Genomic DNA, 25,906 nt, shown 5'->3' with positions numbered 1-25,906 from the left:
TTCGGTCATATTAACTTAAGCAAGAATTAAGCCAGATTTTTAGTCAGATAGCAGAGCAAATACCGCCTTATTCAGGACGATACTTTTTAGCATAGCAGCAGATTTGCACCAGGTTAGTGCGATGGAAGGTTTATTTCAGTGCAATGCCTTTAAATAAAACATTACACTGATTTCAAGATGATGTGACAGGTGATAGGTGAAAAAACTTTTTTATAGGCAATTAATATTAGTCGTTACTGTCGCCCAGCAAATGCTGTAACAGAACACCATTAAGCATTGAGCGTTTTACCAAAGCAAAAGAGCCAATAGCAGAGCGATGGTCTAATTGAGTCGTTACCAACGGTAAGTTTTGTCGAAAGTTAATCAAAACCTGATTATCAATACAGCGTTGAATAGAGGACAACAGAACTTTTTGTGCTTCCGTGATATCGCCGGATATAACCACTTTTTGTGGATTAAACAGGTTAATGGCAATAGAAATCGCTTTACCTAATTGATGGCCGACATAATCAATCACATTAACGGCCAAATCATCACCTTTATTCGCGGCTTTGCAGATAGCAGAGATGCTGCAGTCATCCAGCGTTAGCTTACTGTTATAACCTTGGCTAAGAAGGTTACGTACCCGTTGTTCAATGGCAAAGTTTGACGCGACAGTTTCCAGACAGCCGAAATTACCGCAATAGCAGCGTTCACCTAATGGGTCGATCTGAATATGACCGATCTCACCAACGTTACGGTTTTTTCCCAGGAAGATTTGACCGTTGATAATAAAACCAGCCCCGGCTCCACGGTGAACCCGGATAAGCATTGAGTCTTCACAATCCTGAGTTGCGCCAAAGTAGTGTTCAGCCAGCGCCAGACTACGAATATCATGGCCAATAAAACAGCTGATATTAAATCGCTCATGGACAACTTTGCCCAGTTGCCAGTCTGATACTGAAATATGTGGCATATATTTCACTACGCCATCTTCAGGATCCACCAGACCGGGTAGGGAGATGGCAATAGCAATTAATTCACGGATTTTATTACTAAAGGTGTCAATAAAGTGGGCAATGGCCTGAAGAAGACCTTTTTCCAGCGCTTCCTGAGTGCGTTCAGGAAGAGAGTAGGGTTCTTCTATCAGAGCTTTACCACTGAGATTATACAGCGTAATGGTGGCGTTATTGCGCCCTAAACGTACAGCTACGGTATGGAAGTTTTTGTTTTCAGTAACAATAGAGACCGCCCGACGTCCTCCGGTTGAAGCCTGTTGTTCAACTTCTTTAATCAGACCGCGATCCAGAAGTTGTCGGGTGATTTTGGTGATGCTGGCAGGGGCCAGTTGGCTAAGTTCAGCGATCTGAATACGTGATATAGGACCTTGTTGATCGATTAAACGATAAACGACCGCCCCATTTAACTGCTTTACCAGATCGATGTTACCAATTTGACCGCCTGTCGTCATCGTTACCTCTGTTGCTATTGCTGGGTTATGGTTACTGTTTTTTCAATAAACCATTAACCCATGTATGTGTGATTTTAAAATCATGAGTAAACGCGGTGAGATTGGCAACCTTACCGGTTTCAATGCTGCCTAATGCGTTGGAGACACCCATTGCCCTGGCAGGGTAGAGCGACGCCATACGAAGTGCTTCATCGAGAGGTATACCAATAAATTGAACGCTGTTGGCTACAGCTTCAATCATGGTTAAAGCGGAGCCGCTTAAGGTTCCATTTTCATCTACGCACATTCCGTTGCGGTAATATACTGGTTTACCTGCGAAAATAAAATGATCAATGTTGGCACCGGCTGGTGCAGTCGCATCAGTGACCAGTACCAGTTTGTCACCTTTCAAACGCTTAGCGTTACGAATACTTGCCCAGGCTACGTGGTGACCATCAGCAATAACACCGGTATAGATTTCAGGCGTATCAAAGATAGCCCCCATCAAACCAGGTTCACGACCGGTAATGTAAGGCATTGCGTTATACAGATGGGTGGCAAAACTAATGCCGGCAGCAAATCCGGTGCGAGCCTGATCGTAATTAGCGTTTGAGTGGCCGGCAGAAACGATAATTCCGGCTTCAGTAAGCTGGCGAATAACCTGAATGTCAACCTGCTCTGGTGCCAGAGTAACCTTAGTAATGACATCTGCATTTGCACACAGATAATCAATCATTGCGGCATCAGGTTTACGGATGAAGTCAGGGTTATGCGTCCCTTTCTTCGCTACGTTAATATAAGGACCTTCCAGGTGGAGGCCTAATGCCTGATGACTACGCTGACTAAGATAGCTACGCATTACCTCAATGGCATGTTTCATCATCTCATCACTGGAGGTGATAAGTGTCGGCAGGTAGCTGGTACAGCCTGATCTTTCGTTAGCCTGCTGCATAATTTCAAGGGTTTCAACAGAAACAGCATCCATAGAGTCGTTAAACTGAACGCCGCCGCAGCCATTAAGCTGAACGTCAATGAAACCTGGTGCCAGTAGGGCACCTTGTAGATCCTGAACTTCGATATCTGATGGCAACTCACTTTGCGGGCATACACGCTGGATCAAACCATTGGCAATAATAACCGCGTGGTTATCCAGGATATCGTGGCCGGTATAGATCCGGCAGTGGGTTAAAGCATACATCACACACCCTCGCAGTAGTGGCTTAAAGAGCTTTAATATTTTCCGCCTCTAATTCACGGAAATATTTAACAGTTTTAATTTTCAGTTCCATCGTGGAAGGCTCATCGCAAACCATGATGGCTTTTGGATGTAATTGCAGAGCAGAAACGGTCCATAAGTGATTAACACAACCTTCAACAGCGGCCTGCAGCGCTTGAGCTTTATTCAGACCGGTAACCAGAATCATCACTTCTGCCGCATCCATCAGGGTACCAACACCGATGGTTAGTGCATATTTTGGTACTTTGTTCATATCGTTTTCGAAAAAACGAGAGTTAGCAATGCGGGTATCTTCCGTCAGAGTTTTAATTCGGGTACGAGATGACAGGGAAGAAGCAGGTTCATTAAATGCAATGTGACCATCATTACCCACACCGCCCATAAATAAGTTTATCTGACCATATAACTTAATTTTATCTTCATAACGCTTACATTCAGCCTGAACATCGCTGGCGTTACCATCTAATAAGTTAATATTCTCTGGTTGAATGTCGATATGATTAAAGAAGTTATTATGCATAAAGGAATAATAACTTTGTGGATGATGTTTCTCTAAGCCAATATACTCGTCCATATTAAATGTAACGACATGTTTGAAGCTAACTTCGCCGGCCTTATATAGTTCAATCAGACGAACATAGGTGCTCAGTGGCGTGCTTCCTGTTGGCAAGCCTAATACAAAAGGGCGATCGGCGGTGGGTTTAAACGCATTAATGCGGTTTACTATATGGCGGGCGGACCATAACCCAACGTCTTTTGCACTTTCTAGTGGAATAAGTCTCATGTCAAAACCTCTTGGTTACATAACACTGGCTATACTCATACGTGAAGGATAACGTGACATATTGAAATTAATGACTATAACTATAACGCACGTTAATGCAACACGCCTCTGATACTCTGTGAAGCTGATATTTTATATGATAAAATAAGTTGCGGTGTATAGCTAGTATTGTCATCCTGATATTAATCTTTTTGGTGATAATTATCACAAATCTGGAGGTTTTAATTTGCGATGCGAAATATATTTTTTACACTATGAATTAGATTGTGCATGAGTTGTGTCTTGTCTATCGACGGTAGCAGAGTTGTACGGTAGGCGCCTTATTGTTGAGTATAAAAAATAAGTCCTTTATTAAGGACATGCAGGGGGAAACAAGGTGAATATACTTGGATTTTTTCAACGACTAGGGCGATCGTTACAGCTACCGATCGCCGTATTACCCGTAGCGGCATTGATGTTGCGCTTCGGTCAGCCCGATCTACTGAACCTGGCGTTTATGGCTCAGGCCGGTGCGGCAATCTTCGACAACCTGGCGCTGATTTTTGCTATCGGTGTGGCAGCAACCTGGTCTAAAGACAATGCGGGTTCTGCGGCATTGGCTGGTGCGGTTGGTTTCTTCATTTTAACTAAAGCAACAGTTACCATTGAAGCCACTATTAATATGGGTGTGTTAGCCGGTATTATTTCTGGTCTGGTTGGTGGTGCTGTCTATAACCGCTGGTGTGATATTAAATTACCAGACTTCCTGTCATTCTTCGGCGGTAAACGTTTCGTTCCTATCGCAACGGGATTCTTCTGTTTGATTCTGGCAGCGATTTTCGGCTATGTATGGCCTCCAATTCAGGCGGCTATTCACAGCGGCGGTCAGTGGATCGTTGAGCAGGGCGCATTAGGTTCTGGTATTTTCGGTTTCGTTAACCGTCTGTTAATCCCAACCGGTCTGCATCAGGTTCTGAATACCATTGCATGGTTCCAGATTGGTGAATTCACTAACGCAGCAGGTCAGGTATTCCACGGCGATATCAACCGTTTCTATAATGGTGATGGCACTGCCGGGATGTTCATGTCAGGCTTCTTCCCAATCATGATGTTTGGTTTACCAGGTGCTGCACTGGCAATGTACTTTGCTGCAAAACCTGCGCGTCGTTCAGCGGTAGGTGGTTTGTTACTGTCAGTTGCATTAACCGCATTCCTGACCGGTGTAACTGAGCCACTTGAATTTATGTTCATGTTCCTGGCTCCACTGCTGTATTTAGTACACGCCATTTTGACAGGTATCAGCCTGTATGTTGCTACCGCTTTAGGTATCCACGCTGGCTTTACCTTCTCAGCAGGTGCAATCGACTATGCGTTAATGTTTAAACTACCGGCAGCCAGCAGCAACGTATGGATGCTGTTAGTGATGGGCGTAGTCGCATTTGTTGTCTACTTCCTGCTGTTCTCTTTCATTATCCGCGCATTCAATCTGAAAACGCCGGGCCGTGAAGATGAAACTGAAGAAGAAGTTACTCCGGATAACAGCAATACCAGCGAAGGTCTGGATGCTTTAGCCAGCAGCTACATCGGTATTATCGGTGGTAGCGATAACCTGACCGGTATCGATGCCTGTATTACCCGTTTACGTTTAACGGTAAAAGATTCAGGCATTGTTGATAGCGCAGCCGCTAAACGTTTAGGCGCAGCAGGCGTTGTTAAGCTAAACAAACAAAGTATTCAAATTATCGTTGGTGCTAAAGCGGAATCTATTGCTGACAGCATGCGTAAAGTGATTGCTTCAGGTGTTGCGCCAAAGTTTCAGGCAGCAGCAACAGCCGCCCCTGTTCAGGCAGTAGCGAACAAACCGGTTGAAGTGAAAAAAGAAGCTTCAGTAAGTACGTTGATTTCCCCTATTACCGGTGAGATCGTGGCATTAGAAGCGGTACCTGATGAAGCATTTGCCAGCAAAGCAGTAGGTGATGGTATTGCGGTTCGTCCAACCGGTAAAACCGTCGTTGCTCCAGCCAATGGTACTCTGGTTAAGATTTTCGGTACTAACCATGCATTCTGCCTGGAAACTGAAAACGGTGCCGAAGTTGTGGTTCATATCGGTATTGATACCGTTAAGCTGGATGGTAAAGGCTTCACTCGTTTAGCTGAAGAAGGCGCAACAGTGAAAGCGGGTGACCCGGTACTGGAGTTAGATCTGGATTATCTGTCAGCTAACGCTGCCTCCATTATCAGCCCGGTAGTTGTCAGCAATATTGATGACTTCTCTGGTATCTCTGATGTGGCGACGGGCACGGTGGTTGCAGGACAGACTAAGCTATTTGATATCAAAGGATAAGATTAGATTCTTGTCTGCAAGTAGTTAAATCTGAAGCGGGAAGGTGAATAACCTTCCCGTTTTTTATTTGTACCGATTTTAATGTAAAATGGTCCGCATTAATGCGGCGTATAACCTCTTTAATTCAGCAGCTTCTGTTCTGAAGAGGGATTCATGCAACTAACAGTTGTGTCCTGCGTGCGGTTGTTAGAAGATAACAGGTTATACGTTGTGAACGCTTTTGCATTTTTGCATAGAGGAAAAAGTAAATGAGTGAGGCTGAAGTTCGCCCGACTAATTTTATTCGTCATATTATTGATGAAGATTTAGCATCAGGTAAACACACTACCATAGTGACCCGTTTCCCACCTGAGCCAAACGGATATCTGCATATCGGTCACGCGAAGTCTATCTGCCTGAATTTCGGGATTGCACAGGACTATCAGGGTCTGTGCAACTTGCGTTTTGATGACACCAACCCGGTTAAAGAAGATATCGAATATGTGGAGTCAATTAAGCACGATGTTGAGTGGTTAGGCTTTCACTGGGATGGCGCTGTTCGTTACTCATCTGATTACTTCGATCAACTGCATCAATACGCCGTTGAACTGATTGGTAAAGGACTGGCTTATGTGGATGAACTGTCTCCTGAAGAGATGCGCGAATATCGCGGTACGCTTACTCAGCCTGGCAAAAATAGCCCTTATCGTGACCGCAGCATTGAAGAGAACCTGGCCTTATTTGAAAAAATGAGAAACGGTGAGTTTGCTGAGGGTAAGGCTTGCCTGCGAGCTAAAATCGATATGGCGTCCTCATTTATCGTGATGCGCGATCCGGTGTTATACCGTATTAAATTTGCCGATCACCACCAGACGGGCGATAAGTGGTGCATCTATCCGATGTATGATTTTACCCACTGTATTTCCGATGCATTGGAAGGAATCACTCACTCTCTTTGTACTCTGGAATTCCAGGATAACCGCCGTCTGTATGACTGGGTTTTGGATAACATCACTATTCCATGTCATCCACGTCAGTATGAGTTCTCACGCCTGAATTTAGAGTACGCGATTATGTCTAAGCGTAAATTAAATTTACTGGTGACAGAGAAAGTGGTGGAAGGCTGGGACGATCCGCGTATGCCGACGATTTCCGGCCTGCGTCGCCGTGGTTATAGCGCTGCCTCTATTCGTGAGTTTTGCCGTCGTATCGGTGTGACCAAACAAGACAATAACGTGGAAATGGTCGCGTTGGAAACCTGCATTCGTGAAGACTTGAACGAAAATGCCCCAAGAGCGATGGCGGTTATCGATCCGGTTAAAGTGGTGATTGAAAATCTTCCACAGGGTCACGAAGAGATATTAACGGTAAGCGCACATCCAAATAAACCAGAGATGGGAACCCGTGCCGTACCATTCAGTCGCGAAATTTATATCGACCGCGCTGATTTCCGTGAAGAAGCCAACAAGCAGTATAAGCGTCTGGTGTTAGGTAAAGAGGTTCGCCTGCGTAATGCTTATGTGATTAAAGCTGAACGGGTAGAAAAAGACGATCAGGGCAATATCACGACTATTTATTGCCATTACGATAGTGAAACTCTGGGTAAAGATCCGGCTGACGGGCGCAAAGTGAAGGGCGTGATTCATTGGGTATCCGCACCTCATGCGTTACCGGCAGAATTTCGTTTATATGAGTGCCTGTTTAACGTGCCAAATCCAGGGGCCGCAGAGGATTTCTTATCTACCATTAACCCGGAATCACTGAAAGTGGTGCACGGTTTTGTAGAGCCAAGTCTGGCGCAGGCTAAACCTGAGTTTGCTTATCAGTTTGAACGTGAAGGTTACTTCTGTGCAGACAGTCGCCATTCATCATCAGAGCATTTAGTGTTTAACCGCACCGTTGGCCTGCGTGATACCTGGGCTGCTCAGGCAAGCTAATTTTTAGTCTTGATTGAAAACGGTTAATCTCAGAAGCCTGTCAGAGCAATCCGACAGGCTTTTTTAACTTAAAATGGATCTATTTTATACGGAGATGTTATGGGACAACTGGTTGTCGTTGCTCGCTACTCTTATCCCCTTGAGGCCCAGATAGCAAAAAGTAATCTGGAAGCCGCAGGGATTAGTGCCCATATAGCCGATGTACATACCATCAATACTAACTGGCTTTACTCTGATGCTTTGGGCGGGGTCAGGCTGATGGTTGACAGTGATAATGTGCAGGAAGCGGAAGAAATACTTCGTCAGGACTTTTCTCAATCGGTGATGGAAGAGGCCGGGGAAGATGAAGAAGAAACCTCACAATGGCGCTGTTCTCATTGCGGTAGTAGTAATGTCATCCCTTTTACTAAAGGTAAGCGACCTGCATTTGTGGTGTTTATTTTGTTAGGTTTCCCGTTGTTTAAGTATCAACACGGAATAAAGTGTAATGACTGTGGGGAGTTTACCCAAAAATAATGCCAGCAGTGGTTAGCTGCTGGCATTATTTAAATCTGAAGTTGCTAAAACAACTTATTTAGTATCGTGTAACGTATCGTCTTTACGGCAATCACCAGAGCTGCACTTGCCATACAGATACAAACTGTGGTTAGTTAACTTGATGTTGTATCTTTCAGAAATTTCACGCTGGCGCTGTTCAATAAACTCATCACTGAATTCAATTACGCGTCCACAATCCAGACAAATTAAGTGGTCGTGGTGATGTTTTTGCGTCAGTTCAAATACTGATTTACCGCCTTCAAAACTATGGCGAGTTACGATGCCGGCATCATCAAACTGGTTCAGCACGCGATATACGGTGGCCAGTCCAATCTCTTCGCCCATATCAATCAGTCTTTTATATAAATCTTCCGCGCTAACGTGATGGTTATCAGGCTCCTGAAGTATTTCCAGAATTTTAAGCCGTGGGAGCGTAACTTTCAGTCCAGCCTTCTTCAGTGCGATATTGTTATCAGTCATGCAGATGTGTTCCTAAATTCGGGGCGCCATGAATCGCTAGCGAATGATTAACATAATTATAATATACCATTATAGAGCCAGACATATGAAATGAAAACCTCAGGGAGTCAGTTCAAATTCGATAGAATCGATAGGCAGAATCATAATTCTGGCGATATTCAACCGTTACTCGATCTGTTATTAGCTAATGGCATTTGAAGCAGCCGTGGCTAAAAACTCATTTCTTAATGTCTCAACAGGTAAATTACGCCCAATAATAACTAACAGTGTCTTACGAGACTCTTCCTCAGTCCATTCGGTTCCGTAATCAAAACCAACAACTTTGTGCACACCCTGAACAATCAGACGACGAGGTTCGCCTTCAATTGCCAGAATGCCTTTATAGCGTAGCATGTCATTGCCATATTTTTCGATGGCAGTTTCCATAAAGGCGCCAATTAGTTTTATATCAACTTCCCCGGTTTCAAAAACTTGAGAAGTAATATCATCATTCCATGAACGGGCAAGGGGTTTGGATGTTTGATTTAAAGGTCGGAAGTTTGTTGGTGCCTGCGAAGGCGCAGTAGAGGCCACAAAAGTGCCATTAAGATCAAAAGAGTCATCCAGATTAAATGCCTGAATACCAATCCAGGCGGCTTTCTCCAGCTTACCGTGCTGAGCCTCACACACCAGAGCTCTGGCGTTAATGTTACGTAAACGCTCCAATAGCAGCGTTTTTGCTTCACTATCGATGCGGTCTAATTTGGTTAAAATAAGTCTGTCGGCAAAACCAACCTGAGAAACCGCAACCCGATGTTCGGTTAGTTGTTTCTGCGCATGCTCACTGTCAACCAGAGTAATAATGGCGTCTAATTGCAGACGTTCACGCAAGACATCATCAACAAAGAAAGTTTGGATAACCGGAGCTGGGTCGGCTAATCCTGTGGTTTCTAGCAGCAGTCGATCAAAATTAAGCTGACCCGCATCCCGCTGCTCTAACAGGTTTTTTAAGGCTTCTGTCAGCTCACCGCGAACGCTACAACATACGCAGCCATTGGTTAATTCAATAACCTCAATACCGCTGTGTTGCCCCAAGAGCCCGCCATCTACACCAACGGCACCAAATTCATTTTCAATGATAGCGATTCGCTCACCGGGATAGTTTTCTAACAAATGGTTAATCAGGGTAGTTTTGCCTGAGCCGAGAAAACCGGTTAATACCGTTACCGGTAATTGAAGTGGGGTGGTCATAACATGTTGCCTTTTTTACTTTAACCATACGCATTATTGCGTTGGTAAAATATCTGGTGTATCACAAAAAGAATTAATGCCTAACAGCACGAGCCATTGCCGCTGCCGTAGCGGGCCTGCTGACGCTCACGAAAGAACTCTTCATAAGTCATCGCTTCCTGATCCGGATGGGTAATGCGCATATGCTGAACGTAGTTATCGTAGTCAGGGACGCCAACCATCAGGCGAGCCGCCTGACCAAGATAGCGGCCAACTTTTGCTAAATCTTCAAACATAAGTGACTTCCCTTAATCAGGATGGCAGTAACAGGTGAATCAATAACCCGATACTGCCATCTTTTTACTATTAATGTCTATCTAACATCAGCGATTACTTAACCGTTGCCGATGCAGGCATTGGCTCATAAGGAACTTCGTTTGCTGTAGGTGATGGATTTGAACGTGCTTTAAACGCAGTACGTAAACCAAACACCACCACACTAATCATGACTAACATAAACAGTATAGTCAGACCTGCATCCAGCTGGTTGTTAAATATCAAGGCACTCATTTGATCCAGAGACTTAGCCGGAGCCAAAATCTGTCCCTGATCCAGAGAAGCCTGATACTTCTTAGCCAGAGCCAGGAAGCCAACACGTGGGTTATCATCAAACACTTTTTGCCAGCCGGCAGTCAAAGTACAAACCAACAGGAAGATAGTTGGTACAACGGCAACCCAGGCATATCTTTCGCGTTTCATTTTGAACAGAACAACAGCACACAGGGTAAGCGCAATCGCTGCCAGCATCTGGTTAGCAATACCAAACAGAGGCCATAGGGTATTAATACCACCCAGTGGGTCAACCACGCCTTGGTACAAGAAGTAACCCCATGCAGCAACACATAACCCTGTTGCCGTAATATTGGCAACAAAAGAGTCAGTACGCTTCATGGATGGAACGAAAGTACCCAGTAAGTCTTGCAGCATAAAACGACCAGCACGGGTACCGGCATCAACGGCGGTCAGAATGAACAGTGCTTCAAACAGAATGGCAAAGTGATACCAGAAAGCCATCATCGTCGGGCCGGTCAACTGGCTCAGAATATGTGCCATACCGACGGCCAGAGTAGGAGCACCACCGGCGCGTGAAACGATCGTGGTTTCGCCAACGTCTTTCGCGTATTGAACCAGAACTTCTGGCGTTACGGTAAAGCCCCAGGAGCTAACAACACTGGCGGCTGATTCAACCGTTGGACCAAGAATAGCCAGCGGGCTGTTCATCGCGAAGTATACGCCAGGGTCGATAACCGATGCAGCGATTAATGCCATGATGGCAACGAATGATTCCATTAACATGCCGCCATAACCGATAAAGCGAGCATGGCTTTCATTTTCCAGCATCTTAGGTGTGGTACCGGAAGAGATCAGCGCGTGGAAGCCAGAGATTGCACCACAGGCAATGGTAATAAACAGGAATGGGAATAGATTACCTGCCCAAACAGGACCAGTACCATCAATAAACTGAGTGGTTGCCGGCATTTCCAGACTAGGGGCGATGATAACAATACCGATAGCCAGACCAACGATGGTACCAATTTTCAGGAAGGTTGACAGGTAGTCACGTGGAGCCAGCAGTAACCATACTGGCAGAACAGAGGCGATACCACCGTAAATAATCAGTGCCCAGGTCAGCTGTACGCCATCAAGGGTGAAAATAGGTGCCAAAGCCTCACTCTTAGCGACTTCACCGCCATAGATAATTGCCAGCATCAGCAGAATGAAACCAATAATTGAGATTTCACCGATTTTGCCCGGACGGATATAGCGAGTATAAACACCCATAAACAGTGCAATAGGAATGGTCACACCAACGGTAAATGCACCCCACGGGCTATTAATCAGAGCTTTAACCACGATTAATGCCAACACCGCCAGGATGATAATCATAATCATAAAGGCGCCAAACAGAGCAATAATACCCGGTACGGTACCCAATTCACCTTTCACCAGGTCGCCCAAAGAGCGGCCATCGCGACGGGTGGAAACAAACAGAACCATAAAGTCCTGAACGGCACCGGCAAGAACAACCCCGGCAAGAATCCAGATCATACCCGGCAGGTAACCCATTTGCGCAGCCAGTACCGGACCAACTAAAGGACCTGCACCGGCAATAGCGGCGAAGTGGTGACCATAAAGTACGTATTTGTTAGTTGGAACGTAATCCAGACCATCATTATGGCGATAGGCTGGTGTCATTCGGGTTGAATCAAGGCCAAGCACTTTATTGGCAATAAATTTGCTGTAATAGCGATAGGCAATCAGATATACCGATACGGCAACCACAACGATCCAAAGAGCATTAACTTTTTCACCATTGTTTAACGCAATGATGGCGAGCCCACAGGCGCCAAGAATAGCGACAGCGAACCATATAATATAGGACGCTATGCTGCGCATAAGCGTTCCTCCTCATTTATTAGAAGATAAATATTAAGTAGGGAATTATTATCGGGCACCCTAAAACGGACATTTATATGATGAATCAATAAAGTCGATATAAGCATTGTGATTAGACAATGCAGGGCTCTATTTTAAATAATATGTCGTATCAGTTTATCCCCTCTATTTATTATGGTTATGCATTGTATATAACGTTAATTTGTTATATTCCAGTATTTGCCGTATGAGCTATTTTCTATTTATATTAATAAGTTAGAGATAGTTTCTGGTATGCAGTAACAGTGTCATCAAATATTTTATTTATGTCTGATGGCAACAGCCTAATTATAGTAATGAATTTGTAATGTTTTCCAATGAGTTTAACAAATTGACTTTGCACTCGATCACAGGTTGATGAAATATTTATTTTGATATGTGATTTATATCCACATTAATTTTACGGAGTTAAATTTATTAAATTATTAGGAAGGTAAAAATATAGCAGAGCATAATAACCACCAGTACAGTTCTGGTGGTTATTATCTATTTGATTATTTGGTGTTATGTATTACTTGTTTTTATTAAGTAATACAAAAGCAGAAGGGGACAGAATTAAGCAAGATTCATTTCAGCAGAGATTTGTTTAACCCAAGCGGAGACGCGCTCAGCGGTTAATTCTGGTTGACGGTCTTCATCGATGGCTAACCCAATAAAGTGTTTATCATCGGCTAAACCTTTAGAGGCTTCAAAATGATAACCTGCGGTTGGCCAGTTACCGACGATAGTTGCGCCATGAGGCTCAATAATATCGCGTACGGTGCCCATTGCATCACAGAAGTACTCTGCGTAGTCTTCCTGATCGCCACAGCCAAAAATAGCTACCAGCTTACCTTCAAAGTCGATCTCTTCCAGCGTAGGGAAGAAATCATCCCAGTCACACTGAGCTTCGCCATAATACCAGGTTGGAATTCCCAACAGCAGCGTATCAAAACGCTCAATATCTTCTTTACTGCTTTTCGCAATGTCGTGAACTTCAGCAACTTCTTTACCAAGCTGCTTTTGAATCATTTTGGCAATGTTTTCAGTATTGCCAGTGTCGCTACCAAAGAAAATACCTACGGTTGCCATAACGAGTTACACCTTTAATAAATATTAATACGTCGTATTCAATAATATATCATTGTTGATGCTGGTTGGCATCGTTAATCTGTGCTGCCTGGCACAAGGGCCGGATTGCAGTTCATCGATTTTATGACGATTTGGTACGCTGTTTCTTATTCTCATTTAACAACAAGATTTCTATCAATTCACTGCGATTGATTCCCTGTCGGTCAGCAAGCTGATCCAAAACATCAACGGCATCCTGCGACAGTTTCAATTCCACACGCTTCAACCCACGAACCCTGTCACGTCGCAGCTGATTGCGTTTGTTGATGCGCAATTGTTGATCGCGGGATAGCATGCTGGTTTTAGGACGACCCGGACGGCGTTCATCAGCGAAAAGATCCAGCGTGGTACGATCTAATTGTTCTTTTGCCATAAAATCAGAATACGAAACCAGATAAAAATAAGTTTAATCATTCAGTTTAGGTGACAGTGGTAGTTACAGCAAAACTCACTTCCTGCCATGTCACGTCGCCGCGGATGATAACGCAGTAGAATCTGTCAGCCAATGGTTAACCCGGTTAATTCAGCAAATAATTCACTTTCTAACTATCAGATATCATCACGGCTGCAAAAATTTACGCACAATGCGAATAACGTGTTGTGGTTTTTCTGCGTGAACCCAATGACCACTTCCAGCCACAACATAAGCACGGGCGGAAGGAAACTGACGGGCGATTGCCTGACGATAGCTGTCCTGAATATAGGGGGAAAGCTCTCCGCGAATAAAAATCATCGGATGTTCCCAGGCAGGAACCTCATGCCAGCCAATAATTTCCGCATAGCGTTGTTGTAGCACGGGAACATTGAATCGCCATTCACCTTGATGAAAAGATTTAAGTAAAAACTGAATGACTCCTTCATGTAAACCTTGATTTCGCATGATTTCTGCCGCATCCGTTCTTTGAACGACACCTGACTGTGTCACGGCATTCAATGCAGCAAAAACGTCATCATGGTGATTCTCCTGATAAGCGACAGGGGCAATATCTATAACAACTAACTGAGAAATTCGTTCAGGCGCGATTTCCGTCAGTTTCATTGCCACTTTTCCGCCCATGGAGTGACCGATTACTACAATGTGTTGCAGCTCGAGCTCATCAAGTAAAGCCAGGATATCCTCAGCCATTGCCTGATAACTCATTTCATCACTGCGGGGGATAGTCCATGATTACGCAGATCAATTTGTAGGGTTTGATAATCTTGCTGAAGGTCGCGAGCCAACACGCCAAGATTATCCAGACTGCCAAACAGGCCGTGAATCAGCACAATAGTTTGACCATTTCCCTGAAGGCGATAGTTTAATTTCATAACAATGTCACATATTGGGTTGCTTTGCGTTAGAGTATCACGAGATGAACTTGTATAATTCCCCATGAATAACTAGCAAAGAATTATAGGACAAAGATGAAAACTATCGAAGTTGATGAAGAGCTTTATCGTTATATTGCCAGCCACACGTTGCATATTGGCGAAAGCGCTTCTGAAATTTTACGTCGGATGCTTAATTTATCTCCGACAGTGGCCGCTTCAAAACAGGAAGCAGAAACAGTCATCCCGGTAGCGGTAACTGCACAGGCCGATCGTGTTCACGATGTTCAAGAATTACTCGATTCCGGAGAACTGGTTGCCCAGAAGAAAGCCGTGGATCGTTTTTTACTGATATTGTCTACGCTGTACCGTGTTGATAGAACCCGTTTTGCTGAAGCGACAGAGTTATTGCATGGCCGCACCCGCGTCTATTTCTCTCATTCACAGCAAACACTGTTAAAAAATGGCAAACATACTAAGCCTAAAAGCATACCGGATACGCCATATTGGGTGATTACTAATACCAATACTGAACGTAAGCGCACTATGGTTGAACAGATTATGCTATCAATGCAGTTTTCGGCTGAGCTGACAGCCGCTATCTGCCTAACTATTTAATTTCTACTGAACTTCAGGGAGAGTGTGATGGGTAACCATTCAAGAGCCGGGCAATTAGCCCGTCAAAGCGATCTGATTAATGTTCCGCAGTTGGTTTCTGAATATTATGTTTTACAACCTGACTGTGATAATCCTGCACACTCGGTCAAGTTTGGGACTTCCGGACATCGCGGTAGCGCTTGTCGTCAGAGCTTCAATGAAGCGCATATTTTAGCCATTGCTCAGGCAATTGCAGAGAATCGGGCGGCTAATGGGATTACCGGGCCTTGTTATGTTGGTAAAGATACCCACGGTTTATCCGAACCCGCTTTTGTTTCGGTACTGGAGGTATTAACTGCCAACGGTATTGATGTGATTGTGCAAGAAAATAATGGTTTTACTCCGACCCCAGCTATTTCTCATGCCATTCTTTGCTATAACCGCACGGGAAAAGCGCAAGCAGACGGTATTGTTATTACGCCATCACATAACCCTCCTGAAGATGGCGGCATCAAATATAACCCGCCAAATGGCGGCCCGGCAGATACAAATCTTACCCAATGGATTGAAAATCGGGCTAATGACTTGCTGAAGAATGGCTTGAAGGGCATTAAGCGCCAAACGCTGGCGGCGGCCAATAAAAGTGGTCATATCCACGCGCAGGATTTGATTCAACCTTATGTTGAACAATTGGTGCATGTTGTTGATATGCCCGCTATTCAGAATGCTGGGTTAGCCATTGGCGTTGATCCACTGGGTGGTGCTGGCATTGAATACTGGCAGCGTATTGCTGATGTATACAAACTGAATCTTAAGCTGGTGAATGATGCGGTAGACCCTTCTTTCCGTTTTATGCACCTCGATCATGATGGTGTGATCCGGATGGATTGCTCATCAGAGTATGCGATGGCAGGGCTTCTGGCGTTACGGGATAAATTTGATTTAGCTTTTGCTAACGATCCTGATTACGATCGCCACGGTATTGTGACCCCGAAAGGATTAATGAACCCTAACCACTATCTGGCTGTAGCCATTAACTACCTGTATCAGCACCGTCCACAGTGGAGCAAAGATATGGGGGTTGGTAAAACGTTGGTTTCCAGTGCAATGATTGATCGGGTGGTCGCCAGTATCGATCGTAAACTGGTTGAAGTTCCGGTTGGTTTTAAGTGGTTTGTTGATGGGCTATTTGACGGTACTCTGGGTTTTGGTGGCGAAGAGAGTGCAGGTGCCTCTTTCCTGCGTTTTGATGGTAAGCCATGGTCAACGGACAAAGATGGTATCATTATGTGCCTGTTAGCGGCTGAAATTACCGCAGTAACCGGTAAGAACCCACAGGATCATTATGAGCAATTAGCTCAGCGTTTTGGCGCTCCAAGCTATAACCGTATTCAGGCTCCGGCCACTCATGCTCAAAAAGCTATTCTTTCCCGCCTGTCTCCGGAAATGGTCACTGCCGACACGTTGGCGGGAGATAAGATTACAGCGCGTCTGACAAAAGCTCCGGGTAACGGTGCTTCAATTGGTGGCCTGAAGATCATGACCGATAATGGCTGGTTTGCTGCCCGACCTTCAGGAACTGAAGAAGCCTATAAAATTTATTGCGAAAGCTTCCTCGGTAAAGAGCACCGGGAAAAGATTGAACGCGAAGCAGTAGACATCGTCAGTGCAGTTTTGGCTAAAGCTGAATAATATGATTTAGCCTGACAAGCCAATGAAGAAAGAGCGTGGTAAGCGATTACCGCGCTTTTTTATTATCTGACGATTGGGAATACCTATCCTAAAGCGACCAGCAGAGCACCGACAGATATTAAGCCAATACCAACACCGGTAAGTAATGTCACCTTTTCACCAAACAGGATCACCGCCAGAATAACGGCAAATACCACGCTGAGTTTATCTATCGGGGCCACCTGAGAGACGGTACCATTCTTAATAGCCATAAAATAGAACAGCCAGGATAAGGCACCCGCAACACCGCTAAGAACAATAAAGAATAGCGCTTTACGGTCGGCCATAATCTCGCCAATCATGTCGAGTTTTCCCTGAACGACGACTACGCCAACCAGAAACAGTGCCATAACGATAGAACGAATGGCGGTTGCCGTATTGGCATCCAGATGTTGTAAACCGATTTTGCCAAAAATCGCCACCAGTGAAGCGGTGATAGCCGAGAGCAATGCGTAGATTAGCCAGGTACTCATTGTTAATCCTTCAATGTCAGATGAGATAGACAGAAATAGTTAACTGATATTACGACTAATTCTCAATAACACACAAGCTTCTGAATAATAAAACCAATGCTGATTAGCATTATCTGAATGCATTGCGCAATTTTGTTGGTTGTCGCTGGTGAAGCTGAAATTAGCTGATTATGTTATTTGCACAAGTCATTTACATCAGGAGATTGTTGTGGAAAAGGGACAGGACGTTAGCCATCAAATACGGTTTATTCAGAGTCATTTTTACCAGAATTTGCATAATTCGGCATTGCAGGCAGCTCTGAAAGGGATGGATGACATTAGCGCTTCCAGAGTTGTGCTACAGAAAAAATTAAAAGGGCGGCTTATTAAGCGATAGCCGGGGGAGTCATTATGTCTCAATGGTACCAATTACATTTCACCCACCAGTTTATTGACATGTTGACCGAGGCTGTTAATCAATCAATCGTCAGCGTTCACTGGATACAGAAGTCAGTATTGCCTGATATTGCACGATACCCATGCCAGGGACGGCTATTTCTTAATCGTGTGGCAACTAACAGTGATAATCAGCGGCTGAGGTGGCAGTTAGCCAGGCGTTTTAATTGCAATGAGCTAAGAGAATGGAGTGAAAATGGCTGGTTGATTATCTATTTGAACAAGCTGCCACACGTTTATTTTCTGGCGCTAATTCCATTACCCACGACGGAAAGTAATAAGATGGAAGAAGTCTGGCGGATAGCCAATTAATTGCTTATTAAACTGATCGGACCAGTTGAAAGTGTAGTTATTATGGCGTAATATAAAACACAATTAATCGGTGATTCTTCACCACGGGTAAGTTGCTGTCATTAAATAAGGGGAGGGGCAAGTAATGATGTATCGGAGGTATCCACTCTACCGTATTTTATTACGTCGTACAGGCGTAGTGTTGCTAACCATTATCATACTGCCGTTTATGGCATTTCGCAGTGATAAGAGTCGTTACTACAGCTATTTACATCGGGTGTGGAGTAAAACCAGTACTAAACCGGTCTGGTTATCTTTGGCTGAAAAAGCACCTAAAGACTTTTATTAAGTCAATGTCGTGATTTCTTTATAGCAAAAATAATGCCCTGATATTTTATCAGGGCATTATTTTTTTGTGTCTGTGGTTTAATTATTTACTGCGGTTACTGATTCGATACTTCTCTGGCGAAAGAAATATTTACCGATGTTAATAAAATAAAAAATTATCGGGCATTTGGTTAACAAAAAATCTAAACAAAACACATTCAAATCAGGTGACTCGTTTCATCATTGGATAAAGCGCGGGGACAACCATAAAATTATTCACCATCTTAACACTTTTGATTTTCAGCGTTTGCTATCGTGGAGAATAATGAACATTATCTCCCTATTTCACACTGACCATGCAGATATGATTAATATTGCTCTGATTGATGACCATATTGTGGTGCGCTCCGGATTTGCGCAGTTACTCTCACTGGAAGAGGACATCCGCATCGTCGGGGAATACAATTCCGCCGCACAGGCATGGCCCCATTTGTTGAAAGAGGGGTGTGATATTGCCATTCTGGATATTTCCATGCCGGATGAAAGCGGTTTGAGTTTATTACGACGGATTCGTCAGGTTCGTCCTGGTTTTCGCGCTATTTTTCTCAGTATTTATGATACCAACGCTTTTGTGAAAAATGCGGTAGATGCTGGTGCGTCTGGCTATCTGACCAAACGCTGTGGGCCAGAAGAGCTGGTGAGAGCGATACGTGCTGTGCATGGTGGTGGTTTTTATCTTTGTGCTGATGCACTACAGGCATTACGTCAGACGGCTACCATTCCCAAAGAGCTGCAAATGTTGACGCCGCGGGAAAAAGAGATTTTTGATCTGCTGATTGTTGGCTTAAGTGCAAAAGAGATCGGGGAGAAATTATCCCTGAGCCATAAAACAGTCCACGTACACCGGGCTAACGTGCTGGCAAAGCTGGAGTGCGATAGCATTATTGAGCTGGTTCACTTTGCTCTTGAACATCAGCTACTGGCAGAAAAATAGATGGTATCGCGACTGGAAGCGCTTCACTCCACAGGGCTAAACCTGTTTGTGATGCTCAGCTTTACGCTGGGATGGGTTGCGCTGTGGGGGATCAGCTTCTATTTGAATGCGGATGCTCAACTGGCGGTATTGATGTTTCCTCAGGCATGGACATTAACGCTGCTGATTTTGATCTCCAGACGATATTTTCCGGTGGTCATGCTGTCGGCCTGTCTGATTATTGGCTGGTTACAGTATGAAAAATTGCTGGATACTTATGTTCTGCTGGCTTCTCCCTGTTTGTCGCTTATCGTTGCTCTGGTTGCCCGCCGTTTCTGGCGCTATTTCACCCTTTACTGGCAAAAATTACTTATGTTGCTGGCAGCGGTAATGGGGAGCACTATTCTGAATACCGTGTGTCTGGTTCACTGGCTGGATGTTTCACTGTCTGAAATGTTACTGACCACCTTTACCGGTGGGGTATTACTGACGCCGTTTATCTATTTGTTATATGAATATCTGAAACAGCAGAATTTACAAACTCTGCTGCCCACAGAACATATTACACCGCCGTTGCGTACGTCTTTACTGATTTGGTGTTCGTTATTTTTTGCCATTGGAATCAGTATTCAGCTAATGCTAACGCCAGAAATAGAGCGATTACTGCTGATCTTTATCTTTTTACCTAACGTATTTATGGCCTATCGCTTTGGCTGGCAAGGTGGTGTTCTGGCTACGTTGCTGGGTAGCGTATTGCTAATCGCCACTCGCCACGCCAGCGGTTCTGAATACAACCCAATGGAGCTGAAATTGTTTCTATCTATTCAGGCATTACTCAGCCTGGGGTTAGGTATTGCGGTTAGCCGTCAGCAGCAATTGGTGGAACGTCTGGAGCGTTACCGTAACCAGCTGGAACGAGAGCTGGATACCCGTCGGCAATTGACTGAACGATTGGTGCACACAGAAGAACAAGTTCGTAAAGACATTGCCCGGGAACTCCATGATGAAATAGGGCAGAACATTACGGCGATTCAGATTCAGGCGGCGATTGTTAACAAAACTACCGATTCACCGATTTCCCTACAGTCGGTGCAAAAGATAACTCACCTGTCTCAGCGCATTCATCAGGCTACCCGACAGCTATTGCATCAGCTTCGGCCCCCAGTCCTGGATGAGATGTCTCTGAAAGATGCGTTGATCCATTTGGCTCAGGAATTTTCGTTTGCTGAGCGGGGTATTGAGTTTGAACTGAATTATCAGTTGAACGATCGGCTGCTCAGCGACACCGCGATATTTACTTTCTACCGTCTGGTGCAGGAACTGTTGAATAACATTAATAAACATGCTCAGGCTAAAACTATTCGGGTATCACTCCATCAGGGAGATAATCAAATGATGACCCTGATAGTTAAAGATGATGGTATTGGTATGCCTGAACAAACCGGCGGAGGCTTTGGTTTACGTGGTATAGAAGAGCGAGTAAGGGCTTTGGGCGGTTACTGGGTGCTCTCCCGTCAGGAAGGAACTTGCATAACTGTTAACCTCCCCCACAAATTCGATAAATAAAGACCTCTAATTAGGAATTTTTCCTAGTTGCTTAAACCCTTGTCTCATTCATTTTCTGCTGCGTTTATCTACACTTCAAATTAATCGAGGGGCACCGAGGCTCACTATGTCATTGACGGATGCACAGATAGAACAGCGTTACCGCTACTGGCGGCCCCGACTGATGATGTCGATGATTATCGGTTATGCCGCGTTTTATATGACGCGCAAAAGTGCCAACTTCGCGATGCCTGTGATGCAGCTGGAACTAGGTTTGACCAAAGATGATATTGGCCTGATGGGAACCCTGTTTTATCTGGCCTACGGTATCTCTAAATTTGCCTGCGGAATGTTAAACGATAGTCGCAATATGCGCTGGTTTATGGGAGCAGGACTGGTTATCACCGGGCTGCTAAATATCCTGTTTGCCTTCAGTTATTCATTATCGGCGCTGTTGTTAATCTGGATGCTTAATGGTTTTTTTCAGGCCTGGGGATGGCCACCCTGTGCGAAATTGTTGACCCGCTGGTATTCCCGTAAAGAACGAGGATTCTGGTGGGGGTGCTGGAATATGTCGATCAATTTGGGTGGCGCCGCAGTACCGCTACTTTGTGGTTGGTTAGCGATGGAATATGGCTGGCAGGCTGCACTGCTGGTGCCGGGATGTATTGGTATTGCGTTGGGCCTTTGGCTCTGCCAACAGCTATATGAAAGCCCCGAACAACAAGGATTACCTTCCGTGGGGCAGTGGTTTCATGATCCACTGGAGATTCGGCAGGAGCAGTCCAGCCCACCGGCACCTATTTTAGTGATTTTTCGGCGGGCTATTTTGTTTAACCCGACCATCTGGCTGTTAGGTGTTTCATACATATTGGTTTATCTGGTACGGATCGCGTTAAACGACTGGGGCAATATCTGGCTGGCGGAGAGTCATGGTATTGGCTTACTGAATGCCAATATGACGCTCTCGCTGTTTGAACTGGGGGGGCTTGCCGGAGCGTTGTTTGCCGGATGGGGATCGGACTTACTGTTCAGGGGACAGAGAGCGCCAATGATCTTACTGTTTAGTATTGGTCTGTTTACCACCATGACGTGCCTGTGGCTGTCACCGATTCACCATTACGGACTGCTGGCGATTGGTTTTTTCGGTGTGGGATTCTTTGTTTTTGGACCACAAATGTTAATTGGTCTGGCAGCGACGGAATACACCCATAAAGATGCTGCCGGAACCGTCACCGGTTTTTTAGGCATTTTTGCCTATGTGGGGGCAGCACTGGCTGGGTGGCCGTTGGCTCAGGTATTACATTTTTATAGCTGGTCGGGATTTTTTACCCTGTTGACGCTGGCCACCGCGTTAATAGGTATGTTGCTGATGCCTTTGCTGATGCTGGGTGTGGCGAAGAATGATTTTAATGTTTCGGCATCTCGTACCACCGAAACACCTTAGTAAACCAAAAATGACAAGTTGTATGGCTCATTCGTCATCTGAAAACAACACAAGGATCTGGATAATGAAAAAAAGTACCCTGTCTGTTCTTATTGCAACTGGTCTGGCCGTCGCGACTCTGGCTACCGGCGCTATGGCTAAAGGTCGTCTGGTAATTTATTGCAGCGCTATGAACTCGATGTGTGAAGAAGAGGCCAAGGCGTTTGGTGAAAAATATGATGTGAAAACCTCTTTTATCCGTAACGGTTCTGGCAGTACGCTGGCAAAAATTGAAGCGGAAAAGAAAAACCCGCAGGCAGATGTTTGGTATGGCGGTACGTTGGATCCACATTCACAAGCGGGTGAAATGGATCTGCTGCAGCCGTACAAATCTCCAAATCTGGCCCAACTGATGCCACAGTTCCAGGACCCAGCTACCCGTAAAGGCAACTACTCATCGGCGATTTATATCGGTATTCTTGGTTATGGCGTCAATACCGATCGTCTGAAAGAGAAAAACCTGCCGGAGCCGAAGTGCTGGAGCGATCTGACCAATCCTGCTTATAAAGGCGAAATTCAAATTGCCGATCCACAAAGCTCAGGTACCGCTTATACCGCACTGGCAACCTTCACTCAGCTATGGGGTGAGGACAAAGCGTTTGATTACCTGAAACAGCTGAATACTAATATTTCACAATACACCAAGTCTGGTATCGCTCCGGCGCGTAACGCCGCACGCGGTGAAGCCACTATTGGTATTGGTTTCCTCCATGACTATGCGCTGGAAATTGAGAAGGGTGCGCCAATTAAACTGGTAGCTCCTTGTGAAGGTACCGGCTATGAAATTGGCGGTGTCAGTATTCTCAAAAATGCCCGTAATCTGGAAAACGCCAAACTGTTCGTTGACTGGTCGCTGTCTAAAGAGGCTCAGGAACTGTCATGGAAGAAAGGGCAGTCTTACCAAATCCTGACCAACCTGACGGCGGATCCGGCACCAAATTCACTAAAATTAAGCGAACTGAACCTAATCAAGTACGACATGGATAAGTATGGTGCTTCAGATATGCGTAAAACGCTGATCTCGAAGTGGCTGAATGAAGTGAAAATGGGGCAATAAACCTCATCACGTCTTAATGGCTGTAGCAGTGGCTACAGCCTTTTCACCGCTACTGAGGTCGCGTTATGTCACAATCGCTAACTCTGCACGCTCGTCGTGTATGGGATCCTGTATTCTATTGGTTACTGCTGATAGTTGCTTCTTTCGCACTATTACCGGCTTACACTCTGGATTATGGCCTGTTTGAGTCAACTTCTGATGAGTTATTAACCAGCTATGCCTGGCACAGCGGCGGGATTGGCTGGCTGTGGTTTTTACCACCACTGCTGCTGTTTATTCGTCCTGTTTCACCCCTGTCTCAGGAACATCGCGGTCGTCATCTGTTTGATGCTGGTTATGCGCTGTTTTGTGTTCTGTTAACTATCGCTACGTCCTGGTGGACACAGCAAGGTTTAGGTTGGGCTACGGTGCCGCTGTTTTTTGCACTGGGTGCCATCATTACTTTAGCCTGTGTGCGTATGGAGTGGATGGGCGGCGATCGCTTTGTGATGGGCTCGCTGGTGGCCATCGTCGCGCTGATTACCGTATTTATTCTGTTTCCAAGCATCGCTATTTTTGTACCGATGTTCAAAGACGACAGTGGTGCTTTTGCGCCGCTAAACTTTATTCAATTACTGACCCAGTCCCATACGGTAGAAGTCATTATCAACTCTATCGGGCTAGCTGCCGCCGTTGGTGCGGGTTGTACCTTCTTTGGTCTGGTGTGTGCCATTTACACTACGCGTATCGCTAAACGCTCTGCATTTGTTAGCCGTATCTTCTCTATTCTGCCTATTGTTACCCCTCCATTTGTGGTCGGGCTGGGGGTTACCCTGATGATGGGGCGCTCCGGCTATGTTACCAACTGGATGGTGACTTATATGGGGCTGGAAAACACTAACTGGCTGTATGGTTTTACCGGGATCTGGATTGCTCAGGTGCTGGCGTTTACTCCAATGTCATTTATGATTCTTGATGGTGCCATCAAGACGATTCATCCATCGTTAGAAGAAGCGTCTTATACTCTGCGTGCTAATCGCTATCAAACTTTCTATCGGGTATTTTTACCACTGTTGAAACCGGCGTTGGCAAACTCATTCCTGATTGTCATCGTGCAGTCACTGGCGGATTTTAGTAACCCATTAGTTTTGGGTGGTAACTTCGACGTCCTGGCAACACAGATCTACTTCTATATTACCGGTGCTCAGTTGGATTATCCGGCAGCCAGTACGCTTGGTGCTATCTTGCTGCTGTTCTCCCTGTTTGTTTTCTGCATCCAGTACATGTGGATTGGTAAGCGTTCTTACGTCACCATTTCCGGTAAGTTCTCACGCGGTGATGTACAGCCGCTGCCGCCAACGCTGCAGTGGGGGATCTCTCTGACGCTATACCTGTGGATTGCCTTTAACGTTCTGCTGTACGGCAGCATCTTCTACGGTAGCTTTACGGTTAATTGGGGTGTGGACTATACATTAACGCTGGAAAACTTCGTTAAACTGTTTGGACAAGGCTTTAGTGACGGAGCATGGCCATCATTGATTGATACCCTGATTTTCGCTGGTATTGCCGCGCCAATTACTGCCTTCTTTGGCTTGCTGATTGCCTATATTGTGGTACGCCAGCAGTTTCACGGTAAGAAAACTATCGAGTTTATTACCATGCTGTGCTTTGCCGTACCGGGAACCGTTGCAGGTGTTTCCTATATTCTGGCCTTCAACAGCGCTCCGGTTTATCTGACAGGAACAGCCGTCATTGTGGTTATCTCGATGGTGATGCGTAACGTTCCGGTGGGTATCCGTGCCGGTATTGCAGGATTAGGGCAGTTGGATAAATCACTGGATGAAGCCTCCCTCAGCCTGCGGGCCGGATCGTTGCGTACCATTATCTATATTCTGTTGCCGCTGTTGCGTCCGGCGATTCTGTCAGCACTGATTTATAGCTTTGTGCGTGCCATGACGACCGTCAGCGCCATTATTTTCCTGGTTACGCCGGATACCCGGGTAGCAACCTCCTACATTCTTAACCGTGTAGAGGATGGTGAATATGGGATTGCTATTGCCTACGGTTCTATTTTGATTGTGGTTATGTTGGCTATCATCCTGATATTTGACTATCTGGTTGGTGAAGCCCGTATTGCCCGTTCAAAAGCCAAGAACGCCGATTAATCACGGAATGGATACATT

The 25,906-nt window shown here is 45.2% G+C and carries 22 protein-coding genes and 1 pseudogene; 12 read left to right on the top strand and 11 right to left on the bottom strand.

What is annotated here, in order from left to right; genetic code table 11:
* Positions 1–226 precede the first annotated feature (226 nt).
* The 3 genes from nagC to nagB are packed head-to-tail and all read right to left on the bottom strand — an operon-like array spanning position 227 to position 3,450.
* Entirely contained in the window at positions 227–1,450 is a 1,224-nt protein-coding gene (gene nagC / locus EKN56_RS10825) for a DNA-binding transcriptional regulator NagC (RefSeq protein ID WP_130591797.1), read from the bottom strand.
* A gap of 31 nt (positions 1,451–1,481) precedes the next feature.
* On the bottom strand, positions 1,482–2,627 hold the full coding sequence (nagA, locus tag EKN56_RS10820; protein ID WP_130591796.1) for an N-acetylglucosamine-6-phosphate deacetylase: 1,146 nt from the start codon (positions 2,625–2,627) through the stop codon (positions 1,482–1,484).
* Between the two features lie 22 nt (positions 2,628–2,649).
* Positions 2,650–3,450 carry a glucosamine-6-phosphate deaminase gene (gene nagB, locus EKN56_RS10815; RefSeq protein ID WP_130591795.1) on the bottom strand — a complete coding sequence of 267 codons (801 nt, stop codon included), beginning with the start codon at positions 3,448–3,450 and terminating at the stop codon, positions 2,650–2,652.
* A 376-nt stretch (positions 3,451–3,826) separates the two neighbouring features.
* Here nagB and nagE point away from each other — a divergent pair, with 376 nt between their 5' ends.
* The 3 genes from nagE to EKN56_RS10800 all read left to right on the top strand — a co-directional run bounded on the left by nagE (position 3,827) and on the right by EKN56_RS10800 (position 8,205).
* Complete coding sequence (nagE, locus tag EKN56_RS10810) at positions 3,827–5,773, top strand: PTS N-acetyl glucosamine transporter subunit IIABC (RefSeq protein WP_130591794.1); 1,947 nt, start codon at positions 3,827–3,829, stop codon at positions 5,771–5,773.
* Positions 5,774–6,021: 248 nt separating this feature from the next.
* Complete coding sequence (gene glnS, locus EKN56_RS10805; RefSeq protein ID WP_130591793.1) at positions 6,022–7,689, top strand: glutamine--tRNA ligase; 1,668 nt, start codon at positions 6,022–6,024, stop codon at positions 7,687–7,689.
* Between the two features lie 99 nt (positions 7,690–7,788).
* Complete coding sequence (locus EKN56_RS10800) at positions 7,789–8,205, top strand: putative signal transducing protein (RefSeq protein ID WP_210405297.1); 417 nt, start codon at positions 7,789–7,791, stop codon at positions 8,203–8,205.
* A gap of 54 nt (positions 8,206–8,259) precedes the next feature.
* Here the strand turns inward: EKN56_RS10800 and fur are convergent, their stop codons facing one another.
* The 7 genes and pseudogenes from fur to ybfF all read right to left on the bottom strand — a co-directional run bounded on the left by fur (position 8,260) and on the right by ybfF (position 14,829).
* Positions 8,260–8,706 carry a ferric iron uptake transcriptional regulator gene (gene fur, locus EKN56_RS10795; RefSeq protein WP_130591792.1) on the bottom strand — a complete coding sequence of 149 codons (447 nt, stop codon included), beginning with the start codon at positions 8,704–8,706 and terminating at the stop codon, positions 8,260–8,262.
* Between the two features lie 180 nt (positions 8,707–8,886).
* Positions 8,887–9,936, bottom strand: coding sequence for a CobW family GTP-binding protein (locus EKN56_RS10790; RefSeq protein WP_130591791.1), 1,050 nt, complete (start codon positions 9,934–9,936; stop codon positions 8,887–8,889).
* An 80-nt stretch (positions 9,937–10,016) separates the two neighbouring features.
* The gene (locus EKN56_RS10785) at positions 10,017–10,211 is read right to left on the bottom strand and encodes a YbdD/YjiX family protein (protein WP_130591790.1); all 195 of its coding nucleotides are present in this window, start codon (positions 10,209–10,211) and stop codon (positions 10,017–10,019) included.
* A gap of 94 nt (positions 10,212–10,305) precedes the next feature.
* On the bottom strand, positions 10,306–12,372 hold the full coding sequence (locus EKN56_RS10780) for a carbon starvation CstA family protein (RefSeq protein WP_130591789.1): 2,067 nt from the start codon (positions 12,370–12,372) through the stop codon (positions 10,306–10,308).
* A gap of 594 nt (positions 12,373–12,966) precedes the next feature.
* On the bottom strand, positions 12,967–13,482 hold the full coding sequence (gene fldA, locus EKN56_RS10775) for a flavodoxin FldA (RefSeq protein ID WP_130591788.1): 516 nt from the start codon (positions 13,480–13,482) through the stop codon (positions 12,967–12,969).
* A 121-nt stretch (positions 13,483–13,603) separates the two neighbouring features.
* The gene (gene ybfE, locus EKN56_RS10770; protein ID WP_130591787.1) at positions 13,604–13,894 is read right to left on the bottom strand and encodes a LexA regulated protein; all 291 of its coding nucleotides are present in this window, start codon (positions 13,892–13,894) and stop codon (positions 13,604–13,606) included.
* 186 nt (positions 13,895–14,080) lie between these two features.
* Positions 14,081–14,829, bottom strand: a pseudogene (ybfF, locus tag EKN56_RS10765) (esterase).
* A gap of 96 nt (positions 14,830–14,925) precedes the next feature.
* Here ybfF and seqA point away from each other — a divergent pair.
* Positions 14,926–15,447 (top strand): replication initiation negative regulator SeqA, encoded by a 522-nt coding sequence (gene seqA, locus EKN56_RS10760; protein WP_130591786.1) that lies wholly within the window; start codon positions 14,926–14,928, stop codon positions 15,445–15,447.
* Between the two features lie 27 nt (positions 15,448–15,474).
* On the top strand, positions 15,475–17,118 hold the full coding sequence (gene pgm / locus EKN56_RS10755) for a phosphoglucomutase (alpha-D-glucose-1,6-bisphosphate-dependent) (RefSeq protein ID WP_130591785.1): 1,644 nt from the start codon (positions 15,475–15,477) through the stop codon (positions 17,116–17,118).
* Positions 17,119–17,201: 83 nt separating this feature from the next.
* Here pgm and EKN56_RS10750 read toward each other — a convergent pair whose 3' ends face one another.
* On the bottom strand, positions 17,202–17,630 hold the full coding sequence (locus EKN56_RS10750) for an EamA family transporter (RefSeq protein ID WP_130591784.1): 429 nt from the start codon (positions 17,628–17,630) through the stop codon (positions 17,202–17,204).
* Between the two features lie 390 nt (positions 17,631–18,020).
* Here EKN56_RS10750 and EKN56_RS10745 point away from each other — a divergent pair, with 390 nt between their 5' ends.
* The 7 genes from EKN56_RS10745 to EKN56_RS10715 all read left to right on the top strand — a co-directional run bounded on the left by EKN56_RS10745 (position 18,021) and on the right by EKN56_RS10715 (position 25,888).
* Entirely contained in the window at positions 18,021–18,377 is a 357-nt protein-coding gene (locus EKN56_RS10745; protein WP_130591783.1) for a hypothetical protein, read from the top strand.
* 127 nt (positions 18,378–18,504) lie between these two features.
* Positions 18,505–18,705 (top strand): DUF2517 family protein, encoded by a 201-nt coding sequence (locus EKN56_RS10740; RefSeq protein WP_130593671.1) that lies wholly within the window; start codon positions 18,505–18,507, stop codon positions 18,703–18,705.
* A 342-nt stretch (positions 18,706–19,047) separates the two neighbouring features.
* The gene (locus EKN56_RS10735; protein ID WP_130593670.1) at positions 19,048–19,677 is read left to right on the top strand and encodes a response regulator transcription factor; all 630 of its coding nucleotides are present in this window, start codon (positions 19,048–19,050) and stop codon (positions 19,675–19,677) included.
* Positions 19,678–21,222 (top strand): MASE1 domain-containing sensor histidine kinase, encoded by a 1,545-nt coding sequence (locus tag EKN56_RS10730; RefSeq protein ID WP_456085562.1) that lies wholly within the window; start codon positions 19,678–19,680, stop codon positions 21,220–21,222.
* Positions 21,223–21,328: 106 nt separating this feature from the next.
* Positions 21,329–22,648, top strand: coding sequence for an MFS transporter family glucose-6-phosphate receptor UhpC (gene uhpC, locus EKN56_RS10725; protein WP_130591782.1), 1,320 nt, complete (start codon positions 21,329–21,331; stop codon positions 22,646–22,648).
* A gap of 64 nt (positions 22,649–22,712) precedes the next feature.
* Positions 22,713–23,744: an ABC transporter substrate-binding protein gene (locus EKN56_RS10720; RefSeq protein WP_130591781.1), complete on the top strand. Its 1,032-nt coding sequence runs from the start codon at positions 22,713–22,715 to the stop codon at positions 23,742–23,744.
* A gap of 65 nt (positions 23,745–23,809) precedes the next feature.
* On the top strand, positions 23,810–25,888 hold the full coding sequence (locus EKN56_RS10715) for an ABC transporter permease (RefSeq protein ID WP_130591780.1): 2,079 nt from the start codon (positions 23,810–23,812) through the stop codon (positions 25,886–25,888).
* The last annotated feature ends 18 nt before the right edge of the window (positions 25,889–25,906 follow it).

It is taken from the genome of Limnobaculum zhutongyuii (assembly GCF_004295645.1).
Lineage (GTDB): Bacteria > Pseudomonadota > Gammaproteobacteria > Enterobacterales > Enterobacteriaceae > Limnobaculum > Limnobaculum zhutongyuii.
The sequence above is the reverse complement of the archived record's forward strand: the minus strand, read 5'-3'. Positions and strand labels throughout refer to the sequence as shown.